Here is a 17,596-nt window from a genome sequence, read left to right as displayed (position 1 = left end):
TCTACCTCATATCGCAAGTTAAGTGCGTAATTCACTAAAATATTATAGCATGTTTATAGTAAACATTTAAATTTGGAGCGATTTTAATATGGAAAAAGCATTGAAAGATTTTTATTTTCACTTTCACACCAATCAACACTACTTTTTATGTCATGACATATTAGAAGAAGCATGGAAAGACAATGAACACTTTCGTAAAGATGATGCAGTCGTAAGTTTAATCTTATTAGCGACAGGATGTTATCATTTTCGTCGAGCTAATCATAAAGGTGCTATGAAATCATTTAATAAAGCGCTAAATGTGATCGAAGGTTATACTAATGACACAGAATTAGGCATTGAATTAGAGTCTTATAAAACGATACTTTTAGAATTAATAGAAGCTGCTAAAAATTACGATAATTTTCTACCAATACAACTACCGTTAACACCAAGCATGCAACAAGCTATACTAAAGGATTATCCTAACTTTACGATGACTGATTATACTATTGAGGACAGTTATATAGTAAATCATCATATAGAAAGAGATCGGTCAGAAGTTCAAGCTGCACGTTTACAAGCACTTCGTGAAAGAAGAAATGCCAAAATGTAATAATGAACTTTCTATTTTGAATAATAGACATATAAAAACACAGGCTAGTTATTCTACGAATAAACTGGTCTGTGTTTATGCACGTGGATGGAATTCATTATACATTTTACGAATTTGTGATTTTGATACATGTGTATACAGTTGGGTTGTAGAAATGTCGGAATGTCCTAACATTTCTTGAACTGCTCGCAAGTCTGCACCATTTTCTAATAAATGTGTTGCAAATGAATGCCTTAGGGTATGTGGCGTTAAAGATTTGTTAATATTTGCTTTGACACCGTTTTGTTTGATCATTTTCCATATCGCCTGTCTAGATAAAGGTTTACCATGCATGTTTAAAAATAATACATCAGTTACAGTTCTTTTTAATAATTGTGGCCTTACTGTATCTATATATGTAGTCAAATAATCGATAACCGCATCTCCTAATGGAATTATACGCTCCTTGTTTCCTTTACCGAACACTTTAACAAAGCCCATAATTAAATTGATATCTTCAAGCTCAATTTGAATTAATTCAGAAACGCGCATGCCTGTAGCATATAGAAGTTCTAACATTGTACGGTCTCTGTAACCGTTATTTTTTGAAAGGTCTGGTGTTTCTAATAATGTTAGCACTTCATTTATTTCTAATACGTCAGGCAACTTACGATCATACTTAGGTGTTTCAATTAGCACAGTAGGGTCTTTTGCTGCGTATTTTTCTCTCAAAGCAAATTGGTGAAAACTCCTAACCGTTGATATAAAACGCGCTAATGATTTTGTGGATGCTCCATCATCATGTAAGTGACCAAGGCATAGTTGTACAGCTTGTCTATCTACAAAGTCAATGTGACTGATTTTTTGAAGTTCTATAAAAGCTTTGTATTTTTTTAAATCTCTACGATATGCACCTATAGTATTTGTGCTCAACCCTTTTTCTAATTGTATAAATTTCAAGTATTCTTCAATTATATCATCCAAGCTTAACACCTCTATTCATAAAAGGTTTTTGTTCGTACAAGATTATTTACCTTGAGCTTGGCAATTTGAACATACGCCATGAAATGTTAAACGGTGGTCTAAGATTCTAAAATCAAAATCTTGTTCAACGCGTTCTTCTACTTGAGGTAATAAATCTTCTTCAATTTCTTCAACTTTACCACATTCCATACAAACGAGATGATGGTGGAAATGTTTTGCGCCTTCTTTACGCAAATCAAATCGAGCAACGCCATCTCCAAAATTGATTTTATCAACTACTTTAAGTTCTGATAATAACTCAAGTGTACGATACACAGTAGCTAGACCTATTTCAGGTGCTTTGTCTTTTACTTTTAAATATACATCTTCAGCACTTAAATGATCTTTCTCATTTTCAATTAATACACGTAACGTCGCTTCACGTTGTGGCGTTAATTTATATGAAGATTGTTGTAATTGTTGCTTCACGCGATTTAGACGTTCTTCCACGGAAGCCTCACTCCCCTACTAATAATTATAATCATTTTAATTTGTATAATGATTTATATATTTAAAATACCAGTAATTGATAAAATACGCAAGTATACGCGTTATTTATTTATAATCATTATAATTAAGAAGTAAGTGTTGTAACGCAATAATAGTTTTAGCGTCTTCAAGTTCTTTGTTTTTCAGCATGACTTTGACTTCTGATAGAGAATACTGTTCTAATTCAATAAATTCATCATCATCTAAATTCATTTGACCTATTTTTAAGTCTTTAGCTAAATAAATTGATATTTTTTCATTTGAAAAACCAGGAGATCCATACATCTCAGTTATTAATTCTAAATTATCAGCAATATAGCCGGTTTCTTCTTCTAGTTCACGTTTAGCTGCTTCTGATCGCACTTCATTTATTTCTAGTTTACCTGCCGGGATTTCTAATAGTGGTTTTTCAGCTGGCTTACGAAATTGTTTAACAAGCAACACTTTATTCTCAGGTGTTAATGCACAGACTGCTACAGCTCCATTGTGATAAACAAGTTCACGTTTAGATGTTTTACCATCGGGTAATTCAACATCGTGTACTTCTAAATCAATAATGGATCCCTGGTAAATGGATGTTTTATGTATTGTTTTTTCGTATAGGTTCATTTTAATCACGTTCCTTTTATTTGATTTGAGTTATTGTTAAGATATACAAGGTAGTATGTAGGGAGCAACTATTACAGTTAATATACGCATCAAATTAAGTAATATTGCATATATTGTTTTTACACCCTATGATTTAAGTGTATCGAAAGGAGAAACTACATGCAAAAAAATGTATTAAGAAGTGGTATCGAGGTTTCAGAATTAGGTTTAGGTTGTATGAGTTTAGGTACTGATTATAATGAAGCAGAACCTATTATTGAACGTGCGATAGAACATGGCATTACTTATTTTGATACAGCAGATATTTATGATAAAGGTATTAATGAAGATATCGTAGGTAAGGCATTAAAGAAATATCAAGATAGAGATGATATCGTTATAGGTACAAAAGTTGGTAATCATTTAGCTGAAGACGGTTCTACTTTTTGGGATCCATCAAAAACTTATATAAAAGAAGCTGTGAAAGACTCGCTAAAACGTTTAGGATTAAACCATTTAGATTTATATCAATTGCACGGTGGTACTATTGATGACCCGTTAGATGAAACGATTAGTGCGTTTGATGAGTTAAAACAAGAAGGCTTAGTACGTGCTTATGGAATTTCCTCCATACGTCCAAATGTAATTGATTATTATTTGAAGCATAGTGATATAGAAACGTTAATGTCACAATTTAACTTAATTGATAATAGACCAGAAGCATTATTGGATGATATACATGCACAAAAGGTGAAAGTACTTGCACGTGGACCAGTGTTCAAAGGATTATTAACTTCTAATAGTAACCAAGCTTTAGATGATAAGTTTGCTGAAGGTATTTTTGATTATAGTTATCAAGAATTAGGAGAAACGATTGCTTCTATTAAAGAAATAGAAAGTAATTTAACAGGTTTAACATTTAATTATCTTACTTCGCATGACGCCCTAGGGTCAATTATAGTTGGCGCAAGCAGCGTGGATCAATTAGATGAGAATGTGAAGAACTATCAGCTTTCAAGAGATATTAGTTTGGAACAATTAAAAGCTGCTCGTGAAAGAGTTAAAAACTTAGAGTATAACCAGCATTTGAAATAATGAGCTAAAACTCGTGTATCAAGGGAGTGGGACAGAAATAAAATTTTCAAATATAGATTTCGTAGTCCCACCTCGGCAAGGTTGACTAGAATTGAAAAAGAGCCTGAGACATCTATTTATGTTCCAGGCTCTTTTTTAGAGTGATTTTTCAGTTCAGGAAAGTGATTTTCAATGATGACTTGAGTTGACGTACTTTCAGAAGTCAATCACATGAATTAACGCTCATGCATAAGAACCACTAACTCAATAAATTGAGAGTGGTTTAAGTGATTACCTGAGCCTTCGCTCATGCATAAGAACCACTATAACTCAATAAATTGAGAGTGGTTTAAATGATTACCTGAGCCTTCGCTCATGCATAAGAACCACTAACTCAATAAATTGAGAGTGGTTCTTTACATTTTGTTTTTAAATAGAAATGTGAAATGTTTTTCGATGAATCGTGGTGCTATTTGGTATATTCGTAAAAATAAGTGCATCCATTTAGGTTCATTGATTTCTTGTTTAGTGCTAAGCATCCCTTTTATGATTTTATGAGCTAATGCATCAGGATCAAGCATTATACTTTTATATTTTTGTTCAAAGGCTAACGACGGATCTGCTTTCTCGTGAAACGGCGTGGCAATTGGTCCAGTGTTGACTGTTAATATGTGATAATTAGGTTTTTCAATACGTAATGCATTTAGCACTTGATTAAATGCTGCTTTACTAGCCCCGTAATGTGCTGCATAAGCTTGTGTTAAAAATGCAGATTGACTACCAATACCAACGATTGTAGGAAAGTGACTGAAAAATGGTTGTAATGTAGTTAATAATGTATTGAAATTAACTATATTTAAGTTATAAGTTTCAAGCATCTCCTCTGTTGAATGTTGTTCTATAGATTTAAAGTAACCTAACCCCGAACTATAAATAATACCATCAATTATTTTTCCATTAAATTGATTTTTGAGATTTAAAATTTTTTCTTGAGACTGTAAATCACATTTTAAGACTGTTAATAATGAAGTATCATACTTATTTGCTATTTTTTGTGGATTGCGTGCTAGCACAGTTACATGTACCTGTTTGTTTAGTAATATTTCTAATAAAGCTTGACCTAATCCGCTTGTCCCTCCAGTCAACACATAATGTTTTCCAATCATATAGACATCCCTACCCTTTGTTAATTTAATTCCAGTATAAATGAAAAGATTTATATGTGTCATCTATAAATATTAGCCATATGTTAAAACTATGTTAGTATGGATACATAAAAACTTAGAGGAAGTGAAATGTTCACATGAAACTAGTATTTTATGGTGCCGGAAATATGGCACATGCAATTTTTACAGGTATCGTTAATTCAAACGTTATTGATTCTAACGATATATATTTAACAAATCGTTCAAATGAAGTTGCTTTAAAAGAATATGCTGATGAGTTAGGCGTCAATTATAGTTATGATGATGAAGCTTTATTAAAGAATGCAGATTATGTATTCTTAGGAACAAAACCATATGATTTTGATGATTTAGCAGAAAGAATCAAACCTTATATTGTTGAAAATAATAAATTTATATCAATTATGGCAGGTTTACCAATTAGTTATATTCGTGAAAAATTAGATTTTAACAGTCCAGTTGCACGTATTATGCCAAATACGAATGCACACGTCGGTCATTCTGTAACAGGTATTAGTTTCTCTAGTAACTTTGGGGCAAAATCAAAAGAAGAAGTTGATAGTTTAATTAATGCATTCGGTTCAGCGATAGAAGTCTCTGAAGATAATTTACATCAAGTGACTGCTATTACTGGAAGCGGACCAGCATTTTTATATCATGTTTTTGAACAGTATGTAACTGCTGGAACTAGACTAGGTCTTGAAAAAGCTCAAGTCGAAGAATCTATACGTAATTTAATTATTGGGACAAGTAAAATGATTGAACGCTCAGAATTAAGTATGGAACAGTTGAGAAAGAACATAACTTCTAAAGGAGGCACAACACAAGCTGGCTTAAATGCATTAAGTCAACATGACTTAGAAAGTGTCTTTGAAGATTGTTTAAGAGCAGCGGTCAACCGAAGTGTTGAATTATCAAACCAAGATGATGAATAATTCAGATTTAGTTTAATTGGCGTTGGTTAATAATTTATAAAAAATGTGGTTGAGACAGAATAAATGTCTCAACCACATTTTTTATTTTAAGTGAGTAATTAAAATGTCCAAGAATCAAAATCTTTAACGAAAGTAAACGGTGGTGTTGAAGGTTTAGATTTAAGTGCTAAACTAATATCCTCTATTTCATCCAGAGTATATCGATTGCTTAAATGTGTGATTAAACTATATTCCACTTGTGCTGCTTCTATTAAGTCAAACACGTCTTCGATGTGACTGTGATGATAATTATTTGCTAAAGATTTATCACCTTCAATATATGTACTTTCATGAACCATAACATTTGCTTTATCTGCAATAATTGCTTCATTGTTACATGGCATAGTATCACCAAATATTGCGATAACAGGTCCTTTGGTTGCTTCTCCTTTAAAGTCTTTCGAAGTATAAATTTGACCATTATATTCAAAAGTTTCATTATTTTTAACTTCTTGATATTTAGGGCCTGGCTCGAGACCTATCTCTTTTAGGGCAGCTACATCAATTTTTCCAGATGTATAAGGAGCTTCAATACGATAACCGAATGACGGTATACCATGATTTAACATATGTCCTTCTACATTAAAACCATTATTTTGATATGATAAATGGTCTTCTATTTCTATATATGTAATTGGATAATTTAATTTCGATTCTGACAACTGCAAAGTTGTTTCTATAAATGCTTTTATACCCTTTGGCCCAACGACAGTTAAAAGTTTTCCTTCGCCGCCTTGAAAAGATCTACTTGTTAATAAACCGGGTAAGCCAAAAATATGATCACCATGCATATGCGTAATAAAAATATGATCAACTTTACCTAATTTTATAGAGTGATGTAAGATTTGGTGTTGTGTAGCTTCACCTACATCAAATAACCAGATACTATTGGAGTATGGTTCCAAATTTAAAGCAATAGCTTGTGTGTTACGTTCTTTTGTTGGTAGACCAGCACTCGTACCAAAAAATGTGATTTCCATGCATATGCCTCCTCTTCTTGTTCACATTTTATCACAGAAAAGAATAAAAAATATATTAAAAATAAATTCTTTCAAGCAAAATGGTAGGAACATGTTTGATTATTGTTCTATAATAAATACAGATTTATAAAAAGAATTGAGGTTTTGATCTTGAATACTAAAAATAAAGACATTCCATGCTTAATAACAATTTTTGGTGCAACTGGGGATTTGAGTCATAGAAAATTATTCCCATCATTGTTCCATTTATATCAACAAGAAAATTTAAATGAGCAAGTTGCTATAATTGGTATTGGTAGAAGAGACTTAACAAATGATGATTTCCGTAATCAAGTGAAGTCATCAATACAAGAACATGTTAAAGATACAAAACATTTAGATAAATTTATGGAACACGTTTTTTATCATAAGCATGATGTTAGTGATGAAGCGAGTTATCAATCATTACTAGAAGTAAGTAATAAGCTTGATAGTGAATTCCAGCTAAATGGCAATAGACTGTTTTATTTAGCAATGGCACCTAAATTCTTCGGTGTAATTTCAGATTATTTGAAATCATCTGGATTAACAGATACAACAGGCTTCAAACGCCTTGTTATTGAAAAACCATTTGGTACAGATTTAGCATCAGCTGAAAAATTAAATGAACAATTGCGTCGTTCATTTAAAGAAGAAGAGATTTATCGTATCGATCATTACTTAGGTAAAGATATGGTACAAAATATTGAAGTATTACGTTTTGCCAATGCAATGTTTGAACCTCTATGGAACAATAAATATATTTCTAATATTCAAGTTACATCTTCAGAAGTGCTTGGTGTTGAAGACAGAGGTGGTTATTACGAATCTAGTGGTGCGCTAAAAGATATGGTACAAAACCATATGTTACAAATGGTTGCCCTACTTGCTATGGAAGCGCCGATCAGCTTAAATAGTGAAGACATCAGAGCCGAAAAAGTAAAAGCATTAAAGTCATTACGTAAACTTGAACCAGAAGAAGTACGCCATAACTTTGTCCGTGGACAATACGACGAAGGCACAATTGATGGTAAAAAAGTTCCTAAATATAGAGATGAAGATAGAGTAGCTGAAGATTCTACAACGCCTACATTTGTATCAGGGAAATTAACTATTGATAACTTTAGATGGGCTGGCGTACCGTTCTATATTAGAACTGGTAAACGAATGAAGAGCAAAACAATTCAAGTAGTCGTTGAATTCAAGGAAGTTCCTATGAATTTATATTATGAAACAGATAAAAAATTAGATTCTAATTTACTTGTTATAAATATCCAACCTAATGAAGGCGTATCACTACATTTAAATGCGAAGAAAAATGTCCAAGGTATTGAAACTGAACCTGTTCAATTATCTTATGCTATGAGTGCACAAGATAAGATGAATACAGTAGATGCATATGAAAACTTATTATTTGATTGTTTAAATGGAGATGCTACAAACTTTACTCATTGGGAAGAATTAAAATCTACTTGGAAATTTGTAGATGCTATACAAGAAGAATGGAATCAAAACGAACCAGAATTCCCTAACTATGAATCAGGTTCAAATGGTCCGTTGGAAAGTGATTTACTACTAAGTAGAGATGGTTTCCATTGGTGGGACGATATTCATTAATTATAAAGTGAAAAATACGTGGTTTAAATATAAAGTTGCTTTATAAAACCACAATTATCTAGCTATTAAGGTTCGATGCCTTAAGTGACCTATATTAACTACCTCATTTATTGATTATTAAAAGATTTATATTAAGAGAGCATGATGTGAAATCAATTATAAATATTTGATTTCAGTCTCGCTCTCTTTTTTCTTATCTCTTTTTTGTGTTATTATTTAATTTGTTGAAGTAAAACAGTGGGCTAAAACCAGTTATTTACATTTTACCCTATTAATTATTTTTTAGATGTAAGTGGAACGAAAATGATGTAGAATATACTTAATTAGTAAATATACAAAACATATAGATATAGCATTAAAATGGTTTGAAAAGTGAACAGTAGTTAATTGAAAATTAGGAGTGAAAGTTTTGGACGTTATCAAGCAAATACAACAGGCAATTGTTTATATTGAGGATCATTTGCTAGAGCCTTTTCATTTGCAATCACTCAGTGATTACGTTGGTCTTTCACCTTATCATCTTGATCAATCTTTTAAAATGATAGTTGGTCAATCCCCCACTGAATATGCTAGAGCTCGTAGAATGACTTTGGCAGCAAAAGAAATTATCAGTGGATCAAGTCGATTAGTAGATGTTGCAAAAAAGTATAATTATGCTAACACAAATGATTTTGCAAATGACTTTAGCGATTTTCATGGTGTCTCACCTATACAAGTAAATACAAAGCGTGATGAATTAAAGATGCAAGCTCGACTTTATATCAAGCTTACAACAACAGAAAAACCGCCATATGCTTATCGTTTAGAGGATACACAAGGTATTTCATTAGTGGGTTATGCTCAGTTTGTTGATTCAGAACATTTAGAAAATCCATTTAAAGTGCCAGACTTTTTAGACGATTTACTAAATGAAGGGAAAATAACTGAGCTTCAACGGTATAATGATATTAGCCCACATGAATTGTTTGTCGTTAACTGTCCATTAGATGAAGGTATGGAAATATTTGTTGGTGTTCCAAGTGAAAGATACCCTGCTCATCTAGAAAGTCGTTTTTTACCAGAAAGACAATATGCAAAATTTAATTTGCAAGGAGAACTCGATTACGTAATAAATGAAGCATGGTATTATATTGAAACTAGCTTACAGATGACTTTGCCGTACGAACATAATAGTCTTTATGTAGAAATTTATCCTTTCGATATTTCATTTGACGATCCATTCACTAAAGTTCAATTATGGATGCCTGTCGATCAAGAACAATATGTAACAGATGATTTTTAAATAGTGTCGTTGCGAAGAACGATTATAAGTTTGTTGTATTGATGCAAATCATAAATTGCATAAATGAAAAACTACCAACAAAAGCAGACGCTTTGCTGGCAGTAAGATTAAAAATGAATATATTTTGGTAGTTTCTCAAAGTTAGTAAAACTTTAAATTCAAAATACATTCCGAAGCAGTATTTAATATAATTAAATATTATTGTTGGTATAGGTTGACGATATCTTAGTAAAATTTAGATGTCGTTAGCCTATACTTTTTTATTAGAATTCTTTCATTTGTCGGTCTATTCATTTCTCAAACGTTAGTTATTATATAGATACAACAAATGCTTCAAAAGGCTTTATAGCATTAATGTCTATTGCTTCATCATTATAATTATGAAGTAAAATATTATTCTTGTTTACTCGGCCATCATATTTAAACGTAGCAGTTTGATTTGTTAAATTACCTACAATTAGTATTTTTTTGTTATTTAATGTTCTAGTATAAGCAAATACTTGTTCATTATTCTTATCTACTAAGTCGAATGTACCATATGTGTATACATCATCAGATTTTTTTAAAATAATTAATGATTTATAAAAGTTTAATATTGAGTTGGGATCTTGTTGCTGACTAGCAACATTAATTTCTTTATAATTTGGGTTTACAGGAAACCAAGGAGTATGTTCTGAAAAACCACCATTTGTTTGCTCATTCCATTGCATTGGTGTTCTTGAATTATCCCTGTTTTCCATTTTATGTTTTTCCAATAATGCAGAAACATCTCCATTTTGTGATTTAACAATATTATATTCGTTAATTACTGCAACATCATTGAAGGTTTCTACACTTTCAAAAGGATAGTTTGTCATACCAATTTCTTGTCCTTGGTAAATAAATGGTGTGCCTTGTTGTAAGAAATAAACAATAGCATGGCTTGTAGCTGATTCATACCAATAACTTTGGTCGTCACCCCATGTAGAGACGCGACGAGGTTGGTCATGGTTCTCTATAAATAATGCATTCCATCCTATATTCTCTAATTGTTTCTGCCATCTATTAAGAACATCTTTATAGGCTTTGACATCAAATTTAGAATCACCAGTATTCCATAAACCTAAATGCTCAAATTGGAATATCATATTGAACTTTCCTTCGTTTTCCCCTACCCATTCCACTGCATTTTCCGGATTTACACCATTTGCTTCACCGACTGTCATAACATCGTACTGACTCAATGATTTTTCTTTCATTTCTTGTAACCAACTTTGAATTCCAGGTTGGTTCATATCCACATCAAATGCAGGGGCATAAATTTTGCCTTCTGGTACAGGTAAATCTCCTGCTTCAAACGATTTCTTAATATGAGTGATAGCATCTACTCTAAAACCATCGATTCCTTTTTCAAACCACCAATTCATCATTTCAAAAATAGCATTACGAACCTCTGCATTGTCCCAATTTAAGTCTGGCTGTTTTTTACTAAATAAGTGGAAGTAATATTCACCTGTTATTTCATCATATTCCCATGTAGAACCATTAAATATGCTTTCCCAATTATTAGGTTCTGATCCATGAGGTTTTGGTTCTTGCCATATATACCAATCACGTTTAGGATTATCTTTACTGGATTTGGATTCTATAAACCATGGATGTTCATCAGAAGTATGATTAACAACTAGATCAAGAATCAATTTCATGCCACGTTGATGAACACCTTCAAGCAATGAATTAAAATCATCCATTGTTCCAAATTCATCCATAATATCAGTATAATCACTAATGTCATAACCGTTATCATCGTTAGGGGATTTATACATAGGGCTTAACCATATCACATCTATCCCTAATTCATTTAAGTAATCTAACTTTTCAATAACACCAGGTAAATCGCCAATACCGTCATTATTAGAATCATTAAAACTTCTCGGATAAACTTGGTAAGCTACTGCTTCTTTCCACCATTGTTTGTTCATACTATACCCCCTGAATTGTTGTTGTTGAATCACGTTCAATAATTGTTGTTTGTATTAATTTATTAAAATCTACTATATCGTGCCCTTGGATTACGTTTATAGCCGATTCAGCTGCTACTTCACCAAGTGATTTTGGATAGATATTCACCGTTGTTTGTGGTGGAGATGCAAATACATTTAGATAAGAATCGTTAAATGTTGCTGTTTGAATGTCTGTAGGAATATGCAATTTCAATTCATAAAAAACACTCAATATCAGGTGATTCAGTAACGTGTCGGATGTAATTACGATAGTAGGTAATGTACGATATTTAATGAGCTCTTGAAAAAATGACCTAATATGCTGGCGATTTTTATCAAAATATACAATTTCCGTAACTGAGCCAGCTTGTTCTATAGCTTTTAGATGGCCTGCTATCCTATCTTTTACAACTTCATAGTCGCCAGTTTCTGCTACAAATAAAAATTTATTATGACCTTTATCAATTAATAGACGTGTTAATGATTGTGACGCACTAACATTGTCATTGTCTATATGTATGATGCCATCATTTGTTAAAGACTTACCAATAATCACATACGGCATAGCATGTGCCTTTAATATATCAATTATAGGATCATCCTTTTTAGAATAAAGTACTATAAATCCATCAACAGAATGATAATGAATCATTTCCTGCACTTCTAGTTCTATCCCTATAGTCTCATTATTTGTCGTTGAAATTGTGGAATAACCATGGTTTTTACATTCACTAAAAATACCTGAAAGTACATCTATAACAAATGGGTTTTGACTATCTTCAATAGAAGCAGACTTTTGTATAATACCAATTGTATTTGATTGTTTTGTTGCTAACGTTCTCGCCGCTTGATTTGGTTTATAATTGAAAGCTTTCATAGTTGCCTTTACTTTTTCACGTGTATGCATACTAATTCTTGGATTACCACGAATGACTCTTGAAACAGTTGAAGCTGAAACATTTGCAGCTTGTGCAATATCTTTAATTGTTACCATAAATGTCATCCTTTATTTAGTTTCAAAATCAAACTTTATGTTACTAACTCTTATAATAATTAAAGCTATTTAGCATGTCAAAGAATATGTGCAATCGTTTGCACATGTTAATTTATCAAGTTTTACAAGATACAAAAACTACCCATAACTAAAGACATATGTCTCTAGTTACGGGTAGTTCATTTTTATAAAATTAAATCAACAGTTAATCTTAATCTTCAATCCATTGTGTATGGAATACTCCATCACGATCTTTACGCTCATAAGTATGTGCGCCAAAATAATCACGTTGAGCTTGGATTAAGTTAGCTGGTAAGTTTTCTGAGCGATAACTATCATAATAGTTAATACTTGCAGAAAAACCAGGTGTTGGTACACCGTTTTGAACACCAGTTGCAACTACATCACGTAATGCATCTTGATAATTCGTTACAATATCTTTGAAGTATGGGTCTAATAATAAGTTTTGTAATTCAGTATCATTATCATATGCTTCTTTGATTTTTTGTAGGAATTGCGCACGAATAATACAACCTTCACGCCAAATCATAGCTAATTCGCCAAGTTTTAAATTCCATTCGTTATCTTCACTAGCTTTTCTCATTTGAGCGAAACCTTGTGCATATGAACAAATTTTACTCATATATAATGCTTTACGAATTTTTTCAAGGAACTCATCTTTACTTCCTTCGAATTTAGCACTTGGACCATTTAATTGTTTAGAAGCATTAACACGCTCTTCTTTTATTGAAGAAATAAAACGAGCAAATACTGACTCAGTAATAATTGTCAGTGGAATACCTAATTCTAAAGCGTTGATTGATGTCCATTTACCTGTGCCTTTTTGGCCGGCAGTATCTAGAATTTGTTCAACTAAAGCTTCGTCTTTACCTTCATCTAATTTAGTAAAGATATCACCAGTAATTTCGATTAGATAACTTGATAATTCGCCAGCATTCCAATCTTTAAAAGTTTTTGAAATTTCTTCATGAGACATACCTAGTAAATCTTTCATCATTGCATAACTTTCTGCAATTAATTGCATATCTGCATATTCAATGCCGTTGTGTACCATTTTTACGTAGTGACCAGCACCGTTAGGGCCAATATAAGCGACACAAGCAGCACCGTCATCAGCTTTGGCTGAGATTGATTCTAAAATATGACTTACTTTATCGAATGCTTCTTCTTGACCGCCTGGCATTAATGAAGGACCAGTTAATGCACCAACTTCACCACCAGATACGCCCATTCCGATAAAGTTAACACCGCTCTCAGCAAGTGCTTTATTACGTCTAATAGTATCTTGATAGTTCGTATTACCACCATCAATTAAGATATCATCGTTATCTAATAATGGTAATAAGCTATCAATTGTTGCATCTGTTGCAGGTCCAGCTTTAACCATTAATAAAATTTTGCGGGGCTTTTCTAGAGAATTAACAAATTCCTCTATAGAGTACGTTGGATGTATGTTTTTACCTTCAGATTCTGTAACCATTTCATCCGTTTTTGCAGATGAGCGATTAAAAACAGAAACGCTGTATCCACGTGATTCAATATTCCAAGCTAGGTTTTTACCCATTACGGCTAAACCTACTACACCAATTTGTTGTGTCATATTACTAACCTCTCTTATTAAAGTTTTCTAGTATATTGTATCATAAAGACGTAAGAATATTCACTTAATCAGTTTTAAGATTTCTGACTAATTATTTCAACAATCTTAATTAACTGTTCTGCTAACAGGTTTAATGAACTAACAGGCATACGTTCATCAGTAGTATGGATATTTTCATAGCCTACACCTAAAATTACAGTTGGTATACCTAATTGATTGATGATGTTTCCATCCGATCCACCGCTAGCAATCACAGCCTCAGGAGCTAATCCTAAAGCGACAGCACTTGACTTAGCTACTTTGGTAACTAGCGCATCATTTGCAATTTCAAAGCCAGGATAACTTTTTATTATTTCAACATCAGCAGTACAGCCGTATTTTTGAGCTGTTTCTTCAAAAACAGACTGCATATGTTCCACTTGAGCCTGTATACTTGACTCAGAATGTGATCGCACTTCAGCTTTAAGAGTAACTTTATCTGCAACGATATTTGTAGCAGATCCCCCTTCAAAGCGGCCGATATTAGCAGTTGTAAACTCATCAATTTGACCTAACTTCATTTCACTTACGGCTTTTGCTGCAATATTAATTGCACTTATCCCCTTATTAGGTGTGCTTGCATGTGCTGTTTTACCATATATTGTTGCATTAACTTTCATTTGTGTAGGAGCATGGGTAACTGTCTTGCCCACATCAACACTTGCATCAATTGCATAACCGTAATCAGCATCTAATAATGTATGATCTAAAGCTTTTGCTCCCTCTAATCCAGATTCTTCACCCACTGTTATAACGAATTGTATTTGACCATGTGATAATTTATTGTCATTTATTGTTTGTACAAGTTCTAAGATAGATGCCAATCCAGCTTTATCATCAGCACCTAGAATAGTAGTCCCATCAGAATATATGTATCCATCATCTTTAATTTGTGGTTTAATATTTACACCTGGAGTTACTGTGTCCATGTGACTTGTAAAATATACTTTATCTACATTATCCATATTTTCTGTTGCTTTTAATGTGCAAACTAAATTATTAGCTCCCAAATTTTCATTAATGCTTGCGTTATCTTCTTTTACAATAACGCCTAAAGTTTCAAATTTGGATTTAAGGAATTGTTGTATCACTTGTTCCTTACCACTCTCAGAATTGATTTGTACTAATTCTAAGAAAGTATCAATAAGACGTTGTTTATTTATCATTTATAATTCCCCATTCTTATATTTATGTGACTCCTAGTTCAGTTTAACGAAATATATGTAGTAGTAAAACTAATATGACTCTGTGCTCAGACTGATCATATGCTATAATGACAATATAAAACTAATTTAAATTTGAATATAGTTAGTTGGTTAAATGTTATAAATGAAAAGATACAGGTTAATCCTATTTTCAATGATTTGGAGGAATATACGTTGAACAATAATAAAGTATTGAGAGTTATTATCGTAGTAATGTTAGTAGCTGTTGTACTTGCATTGATATTAACAAGTGTCGTTCCACTAGTGAATTAATCATTAATTAAATGTAAGTTTAAATGTTGTATATCAATCTCTTAAAATAAACGAAGCTCACACATAGTATGAGTACAAGGCTGAGTATATAAACTCAAACCGCTCTCATACATTGTGTGAGCTTTTTATGTTGCTGCAGATTTTTGATCGCTGTGTAGACGTAATGAGCCAAATTGCGATTTAACGGCTAAATATGCTTCTAATTCATTCAATAATTGAAATAGATTTGCACGCGTTCTAAATCCTTCATGCGAAGTTGGCAATTCTAATTTGTTTAATTCTAACCTTATTTCATATAATGAGTGTAGACGCAACACAGTGTAATCATTGCTATTTACATTGGTAGCTACTTCTGCAAACAAATTAGATATTTTAGACAATAAACAGTCTTTGGTCTCAATGTTTTCAATGATTGCAGACATACGGCGTAAAAGCTCTAATTGTTCCTCACGCATATCAAAATAATGGTAATAAGAGTTTTCATTTCTAACAAAATGATTTTTAACATCTCTAAAAGCGATAGATTTTGCTTTGCGAATTGTATATTTTAATTCGTCAAAAGCTATATTCACATTATTATTTGGCTTTATACATGTATTGCTAAACTGTTCAAAAATATAAGTGAATTGTTGTTCGATTTCTTGTTTATAATGTTTTAAATTACTATCTAAACTAGGCATAATAACGTTCATTAAGAATGCAATACCCAGGCCTACTATTAAAAGAAGAATCTCATTGTAAAACAATTGTAAATCAATGACTGACGCATTGAAAACGTGTAATAAAATGACACAACTGGTTACAACGCCTTCTTGCACTTTAAATACTACTGTTAACGGTATAAAAAACAGTACAATTAGACCTAAAACAATCGCACTTTGCCCTAACATACTAAAAGCAACAGAACCTAGAATTAGAACCATAAGACATGATACAAAACGAGAAACAATTGCTTGTAGTGAATGCACTTTAGTATGTTTGATGCACAAAACAACTAAAATGGCACTGGAAGCAAAATTATCTAAACCCATTAATTTAGCAATTATGATTCCTAGCGCCATTCCAACCGCAGTCTTAATTGTTCTAAATCCGATTCGATATGGATTTAAACTCATCATCTAATAAGACCTCTATTTTTCGTCACAATAAGTGTCGAATAAGTTTTGTAATTGATTAATCACATCCATCACATCATGACCTTCGATTTGGTGCCTTTCAATCATTTCTGTGACTTTACCATCTTTGACTAAGGCGAACGATGGACTTGATGGAGCAAAACCTTCAAAATAGTCTCTAGCTTGTTGTGTAGCTTCTTTATCTTGACCAGCAAACACAGTAACAAGACGATTTGGTAATTTATCATAGTGCAATGCATGTGCGGCTGCTGGTCTTGCAATACCACCTGCACATCCACAAACAGAATTGACCATTACTAATGTTGTTCCCTCTTGTTTTAAAACATTATCTACTTCTTCTGCAGATGTTAATTGCTCGTAACCTGCTTCTTCTATTTCATTACGTGCTTGATTAACTACATCTGTCATATATAAATCAAAGTTTAAGTCCATAATAATTCACCTTTCATTTCAAGTTGATACCTTCATTTTACTAATATATATTCAATTGTTCAACATGTGTACACACTATTCAATAAACTTTCAAGAATATTTGCTTTTTAG

The 17,596-nt window shown here is 32.3% G+C and carries 17 protein-coding genes; 6 read left to right on the top strand and 11 right to left on the bottom strand.

Annotated features, from left to right (window positions below; translation table 11 throughout):
* Positions 1-88 precede the first annotated feature (88 nt).
* Positions 89-595, top strand: coding sequence for a DUF309 domain-containing protein (locus ACSUE0_RS04205; RefSeq protein ID WP_436956222.1), 507 nt, complete (start codon positions 89-91; stop codon positions 593-595).
* A gap of 75 nt (positions 596-670) precedes the next feature.
* On the opposite strand, the gene xerD is transcribed toward ACSUE0_RS04205, so the two are convergent.
* The 3 genes from xerD to ACSUE0_RS04190 form a co-directional block, all read right to left on the bottom strand.
* Positions 671-1,558: a site-specific tyrosine recombinase XerD gene (xerD, locus tag ACSUE0_RS04200; RefSeq protein WP_119613893.1), complete on the bottom strand. Its 888-nt coding sequence runs from the start codon at positions 1,556-1,558 to the stop codon at positions 671-673.
* Positions 1,559-1,600: 42 nt separating this feature from the next.
* The gene (locus tag ACSUE0_RS04195) at positions 1,601-2,047 is read right to left on the bottom strand and encodes a Fur family transcriptional regulator (protein WP_017724534.1); all 447 of its coding nucleotides are present in this window, start codon (positions 2,045-2,047) and stop codon (positions 1,601-1,603) included.
* Positions 2,048-2,152: 105 nt separating this feature from the next.
* A complete protein-coding gene (locus ACSUE0_RS04190; protein ID WP_017724535.1) occupies positions 2,153-2,695 on the bottom strand; it encodes an NUDIX hydrolase in 543 nt (180 codons plus the stop codon).
* A 159-nt stretch (positions 2,696-2,854) separates the two neighbouring features.
* On the opposite strand from ACSUE0_RS04190, the gene ACSUE0_RS04185 reads away from it, so the two are divergent.
* Positions 2,855-3,769: an aldo/keto reductase gene (locus ACSUE0_RS04185; protein ID WP_119613892.1), complete on the top strand. Its 915-nt coding sequence runs from the start codon at positions 2,855-2,857 to the stop codon at positions 3,767-3,769.
* A 395-nt stretch (positions 3,770-4,164) separates the two neighbouring features.
* Here ACSUE0_RS04185 and ACSUE0_RS04180 read toward each other — a convergent pair whose 3' ends face one another.
* Complete coding sequence (locus tag ACSUE0_RS04180; RefSeq protein WP_436956218.1) at positions 4,165-4,914, bottom strand: SDR family NAD(P)-dependent oxidoreductase; 750 nt, start codon at positions 4,912-4,914, stop codon at positions 4,165-4,167.
* A 137-nt stretch (positions 4,915-5,051) separates the two neighbouring features.
* Here ACSUE0_RS04180 and proC point away from each other — a divergent pair, with 137 nt between their 5' ends.
* Positions 5,052-5,867 (top strand): pyrroline-5-carboxylate reductase, encoded by an 816-nt coding sequence (gene proC, locus ACSUE0_RS04175; RefSeq protein ID WP_107551973.1) that lies wholly within the window; start codon positions 5,052-5,054, stop codon positions 5,865-5,867.
* A gap of 98 nt (positions 5,868-5,965) precedes the next feature.
* Here the strand turns inward: proC and rnz are convergent, their stop codons facing one another.
* Positions 5,966-6,886, bottom strand: a complete 921-nt coding sequence (rnz, locus tag ACSUE0_RS04170; RefSeq protein ID WP_436956215.1) for a ribonuclease Z — start codon at positions 6,884-6,886, stop codon at positions 5,966-5,968.
* A 150-nt stretch (positions 6,887-7,036) separates the two neighbouring features.
* On the opposite strand from rnz, the gene zwf reads away from it, so the two are divergent.
* Positions 7,037-8,521: a glucose-6-phosphate dehydrogenase gene (gene zwf / locus ACSUE0_RS04165; protein ID WP_119613889.1), complete on the top strand. Its 1,485-nt coding sequence runs from the start codon at positions 7,037-7,039 to the stop codon at positions 8,519-8,521.
* A 409-nt stretch (positions 8,522-8,930) separates the two neighbouring features.
* The gene (locus ACSUE0_RS04160; RefSeq protein WP_119613888.1) at positions 8,931-9,803 is read left to right on the top strand and encodes an AraC family transcriptional regulator; all 873 of its coding nucleotides are present in this window, start codon (positions 8,931-8,933) and stop codon (positions 9,801-9,803) included.
* Positions 9,804-10,114: 311 nt separating this feature from the next.
* Here ACSUE0_RS04160 and ACSUE0_RS04155 read toward each other — a convergent pair whose 3' ends face one another.
* The 4 genes from ACSUE0_RS04155 to ACSUE0_RS04140 all read right to left on the bottom strand — a co-directional run bounded on the left by ACSUE0_RS04155 (position 10,115) and on the right by ACSUE0_RS04140 (position 15,605).
* Entirely contained in the window at positions 10,115-11,764 is a 1,650-nt protein-coding gene (locus ACSUE0_RS04155; protein ID WP_436956212.1) for a glycoside hydrolase family 13 protein, read from the bottom strand.
* Between the two features lies 1 nt (position 11,765).
* Positions 11,766-12,779: a LacI family DNA-binding transcriptional regulator gene (locus tag ACSUE0_RS04150; RefSeq protein ID WP_119613886.1), complete on the bottom strand. Its 1,014-nt coding sequence runs from the start codon at positions 12,777-12,779 to the stop codon at positions 11,766-11,768.
* Between the two features lie 211 nt (positions 12,780-12,990).
* Positions 12,991-14,400, bottom strand: coding sequence for an NADP-dependent phosphogluconate dehydrogenase (gene gndA / locus ACSUE0_RS04145; protein ID WP_119613885.1), 1,410 nt, complete (start codon positions 14,398-14,400; stop codon positions 12,991-12,993).
* 74 nt (positions 14,401-14,474) lie between these two features.
* Positions 14,475-15,605: a M20/M25/M40 family metallo-hydrolase gene (locus ACSUE0_RS04140; protein ID WP_436956210.1), complete on the bottom strand. Its 1,131-nt coding sequence runs from the start codon at positions 15,603-15,605 to the stop codon at positions 14,475-14,477.
* Between the two features lie 213 nt (positions 15,606-15,818).
* Here ACSUE0_RS04140 and prli42 point away from each other — a divergent pair, with 213 nt between their 5' ends.
* Entirely contained in the window at positions 15,819-15,917 is a 99-nt protein-coding gene (gene prli42, locus ACSUE0_RS04135) for a stressosome-associated protein Prli42 (protein WP_017724546.1), read from the top strand.
* Between the two features lie 125 nt (positions 15,918-16,042).
* Here the strand turns inward: prli42 and ACSUE0_RS04130 are convergent, their stop codons facing one another.
* Positions 16,043-17,035, bottom strand: coding sequence for an aromatic acid exporter family protein (locus tag ACSUE0_RS04130; protein WP_119613883.1), 993 nt, complete (start codon positions 17,033-17,035; stop codon positions 16,043-16,045).
* Between the two features lie 12 nt (positions 17,036-17,047).
* Entirely contained in the window at positions 17,048-17,485 is a 438-nt protein-coding gene (gene brxB, locus ACSUE0_RS04125) for a bacilliredoxin BrxB (RefSeq protein WP_017724548.1), read from the bottom strand.
* Positions 17,486-17,596 lie beyond the last annotated feature (111 nt).

Origin of the sequence: Staphylococcus sp. AS1337, from assembly GCF_051408735.1 — a bacterium.
GTDB lineage: Bacteria > Bacillota > Bacilli > Staphylococcales > Staphylococcaceae > Staphylococcus > Staphylococcus xylosus_B.
This window is presented reverse-complemented; position numbering and strand designations above follow the sequence as displayed.

Coding starts and splice junctions, on each gene's coding strand:
- ACSUE0_RS04205 (WP_436956222.1), top strand. CDS start 89: ATGGAAAAAGCATTGAAAGATTTTTATTTTCACTTTCACACCAATCAA.
- ACSUE0_RS04190 (WP_017724535.1), bottom strand. CDS start 2,695: ATGAACCTATACGAAAAAACAATACATAAAACATCCATTTACCAGGGA.
- ACSUE0_RS04185 (WP_119613892.1), top strand. CDS start 2,855: ATGCAAAAAAATGTATTAAGAAGTGGTATCGAGGTTTCAGAATTAGGT.
- ACSUE0_RS04180 (WP_436956218.1), bottom strand. CDS start 4,914: ATGATTGGAAAACATTATGTGTTGACTGGAGGGACAAGCGGATTAGGT.
- proC (WP_107551973.1), top strand. CDS start 5,052: ATGAAACTAGTATTTTATGGTGCCGGAAATATGGCACATGCAATTTTT.
- rnz (WP_436956215.1), bottom strand. CDS start 6,886: ATGGAAATCACATTTTTTGGTACGAGTGCTGGTCTACCAACAAAAGAA.
- ACSUE0_RS04155 (WP_436956212.1), bottom strand. CDS start 11,764: ATGAACAAACAATGGTGGAAAGAAGCAGTAGCTTACCAAGTTTATCCG.
- ACSUE0_RS04150 (WP_119613886.1), bottom strand. CDS start 12,779: ATGGTAACAATTAAAGATATTGCACAAGCTGCAAATGTTTCAGCTTCA.
- gndA (WP_119613885.1), bottom strand. CDS start 14,400: ATGACACAACAAATTGGTGTAGTAGGTTTAGCCGTAATGGGTAAAAAC.
- ACSUE0_RS04140 (WP_436956210.1), bottom strand. CDS start 15,605: ATGATAAATAAACAACGTCTTATTGATACTTTCTTAGAATTAGTACAA.
- ACSUE0_RS04130 (WP_119613883.1), bottom strand. CDS start 17,035: ATGATGAGTTTAAATCCATATCGAATCGGATTTAGAACAATTAAGACT.
- brxB (WP_017724548.1), bottom strand. CDS start 17,485: ATGGACTTAAACTTTGATTTATATATGACAGATGTAGTTAATCAAGCA.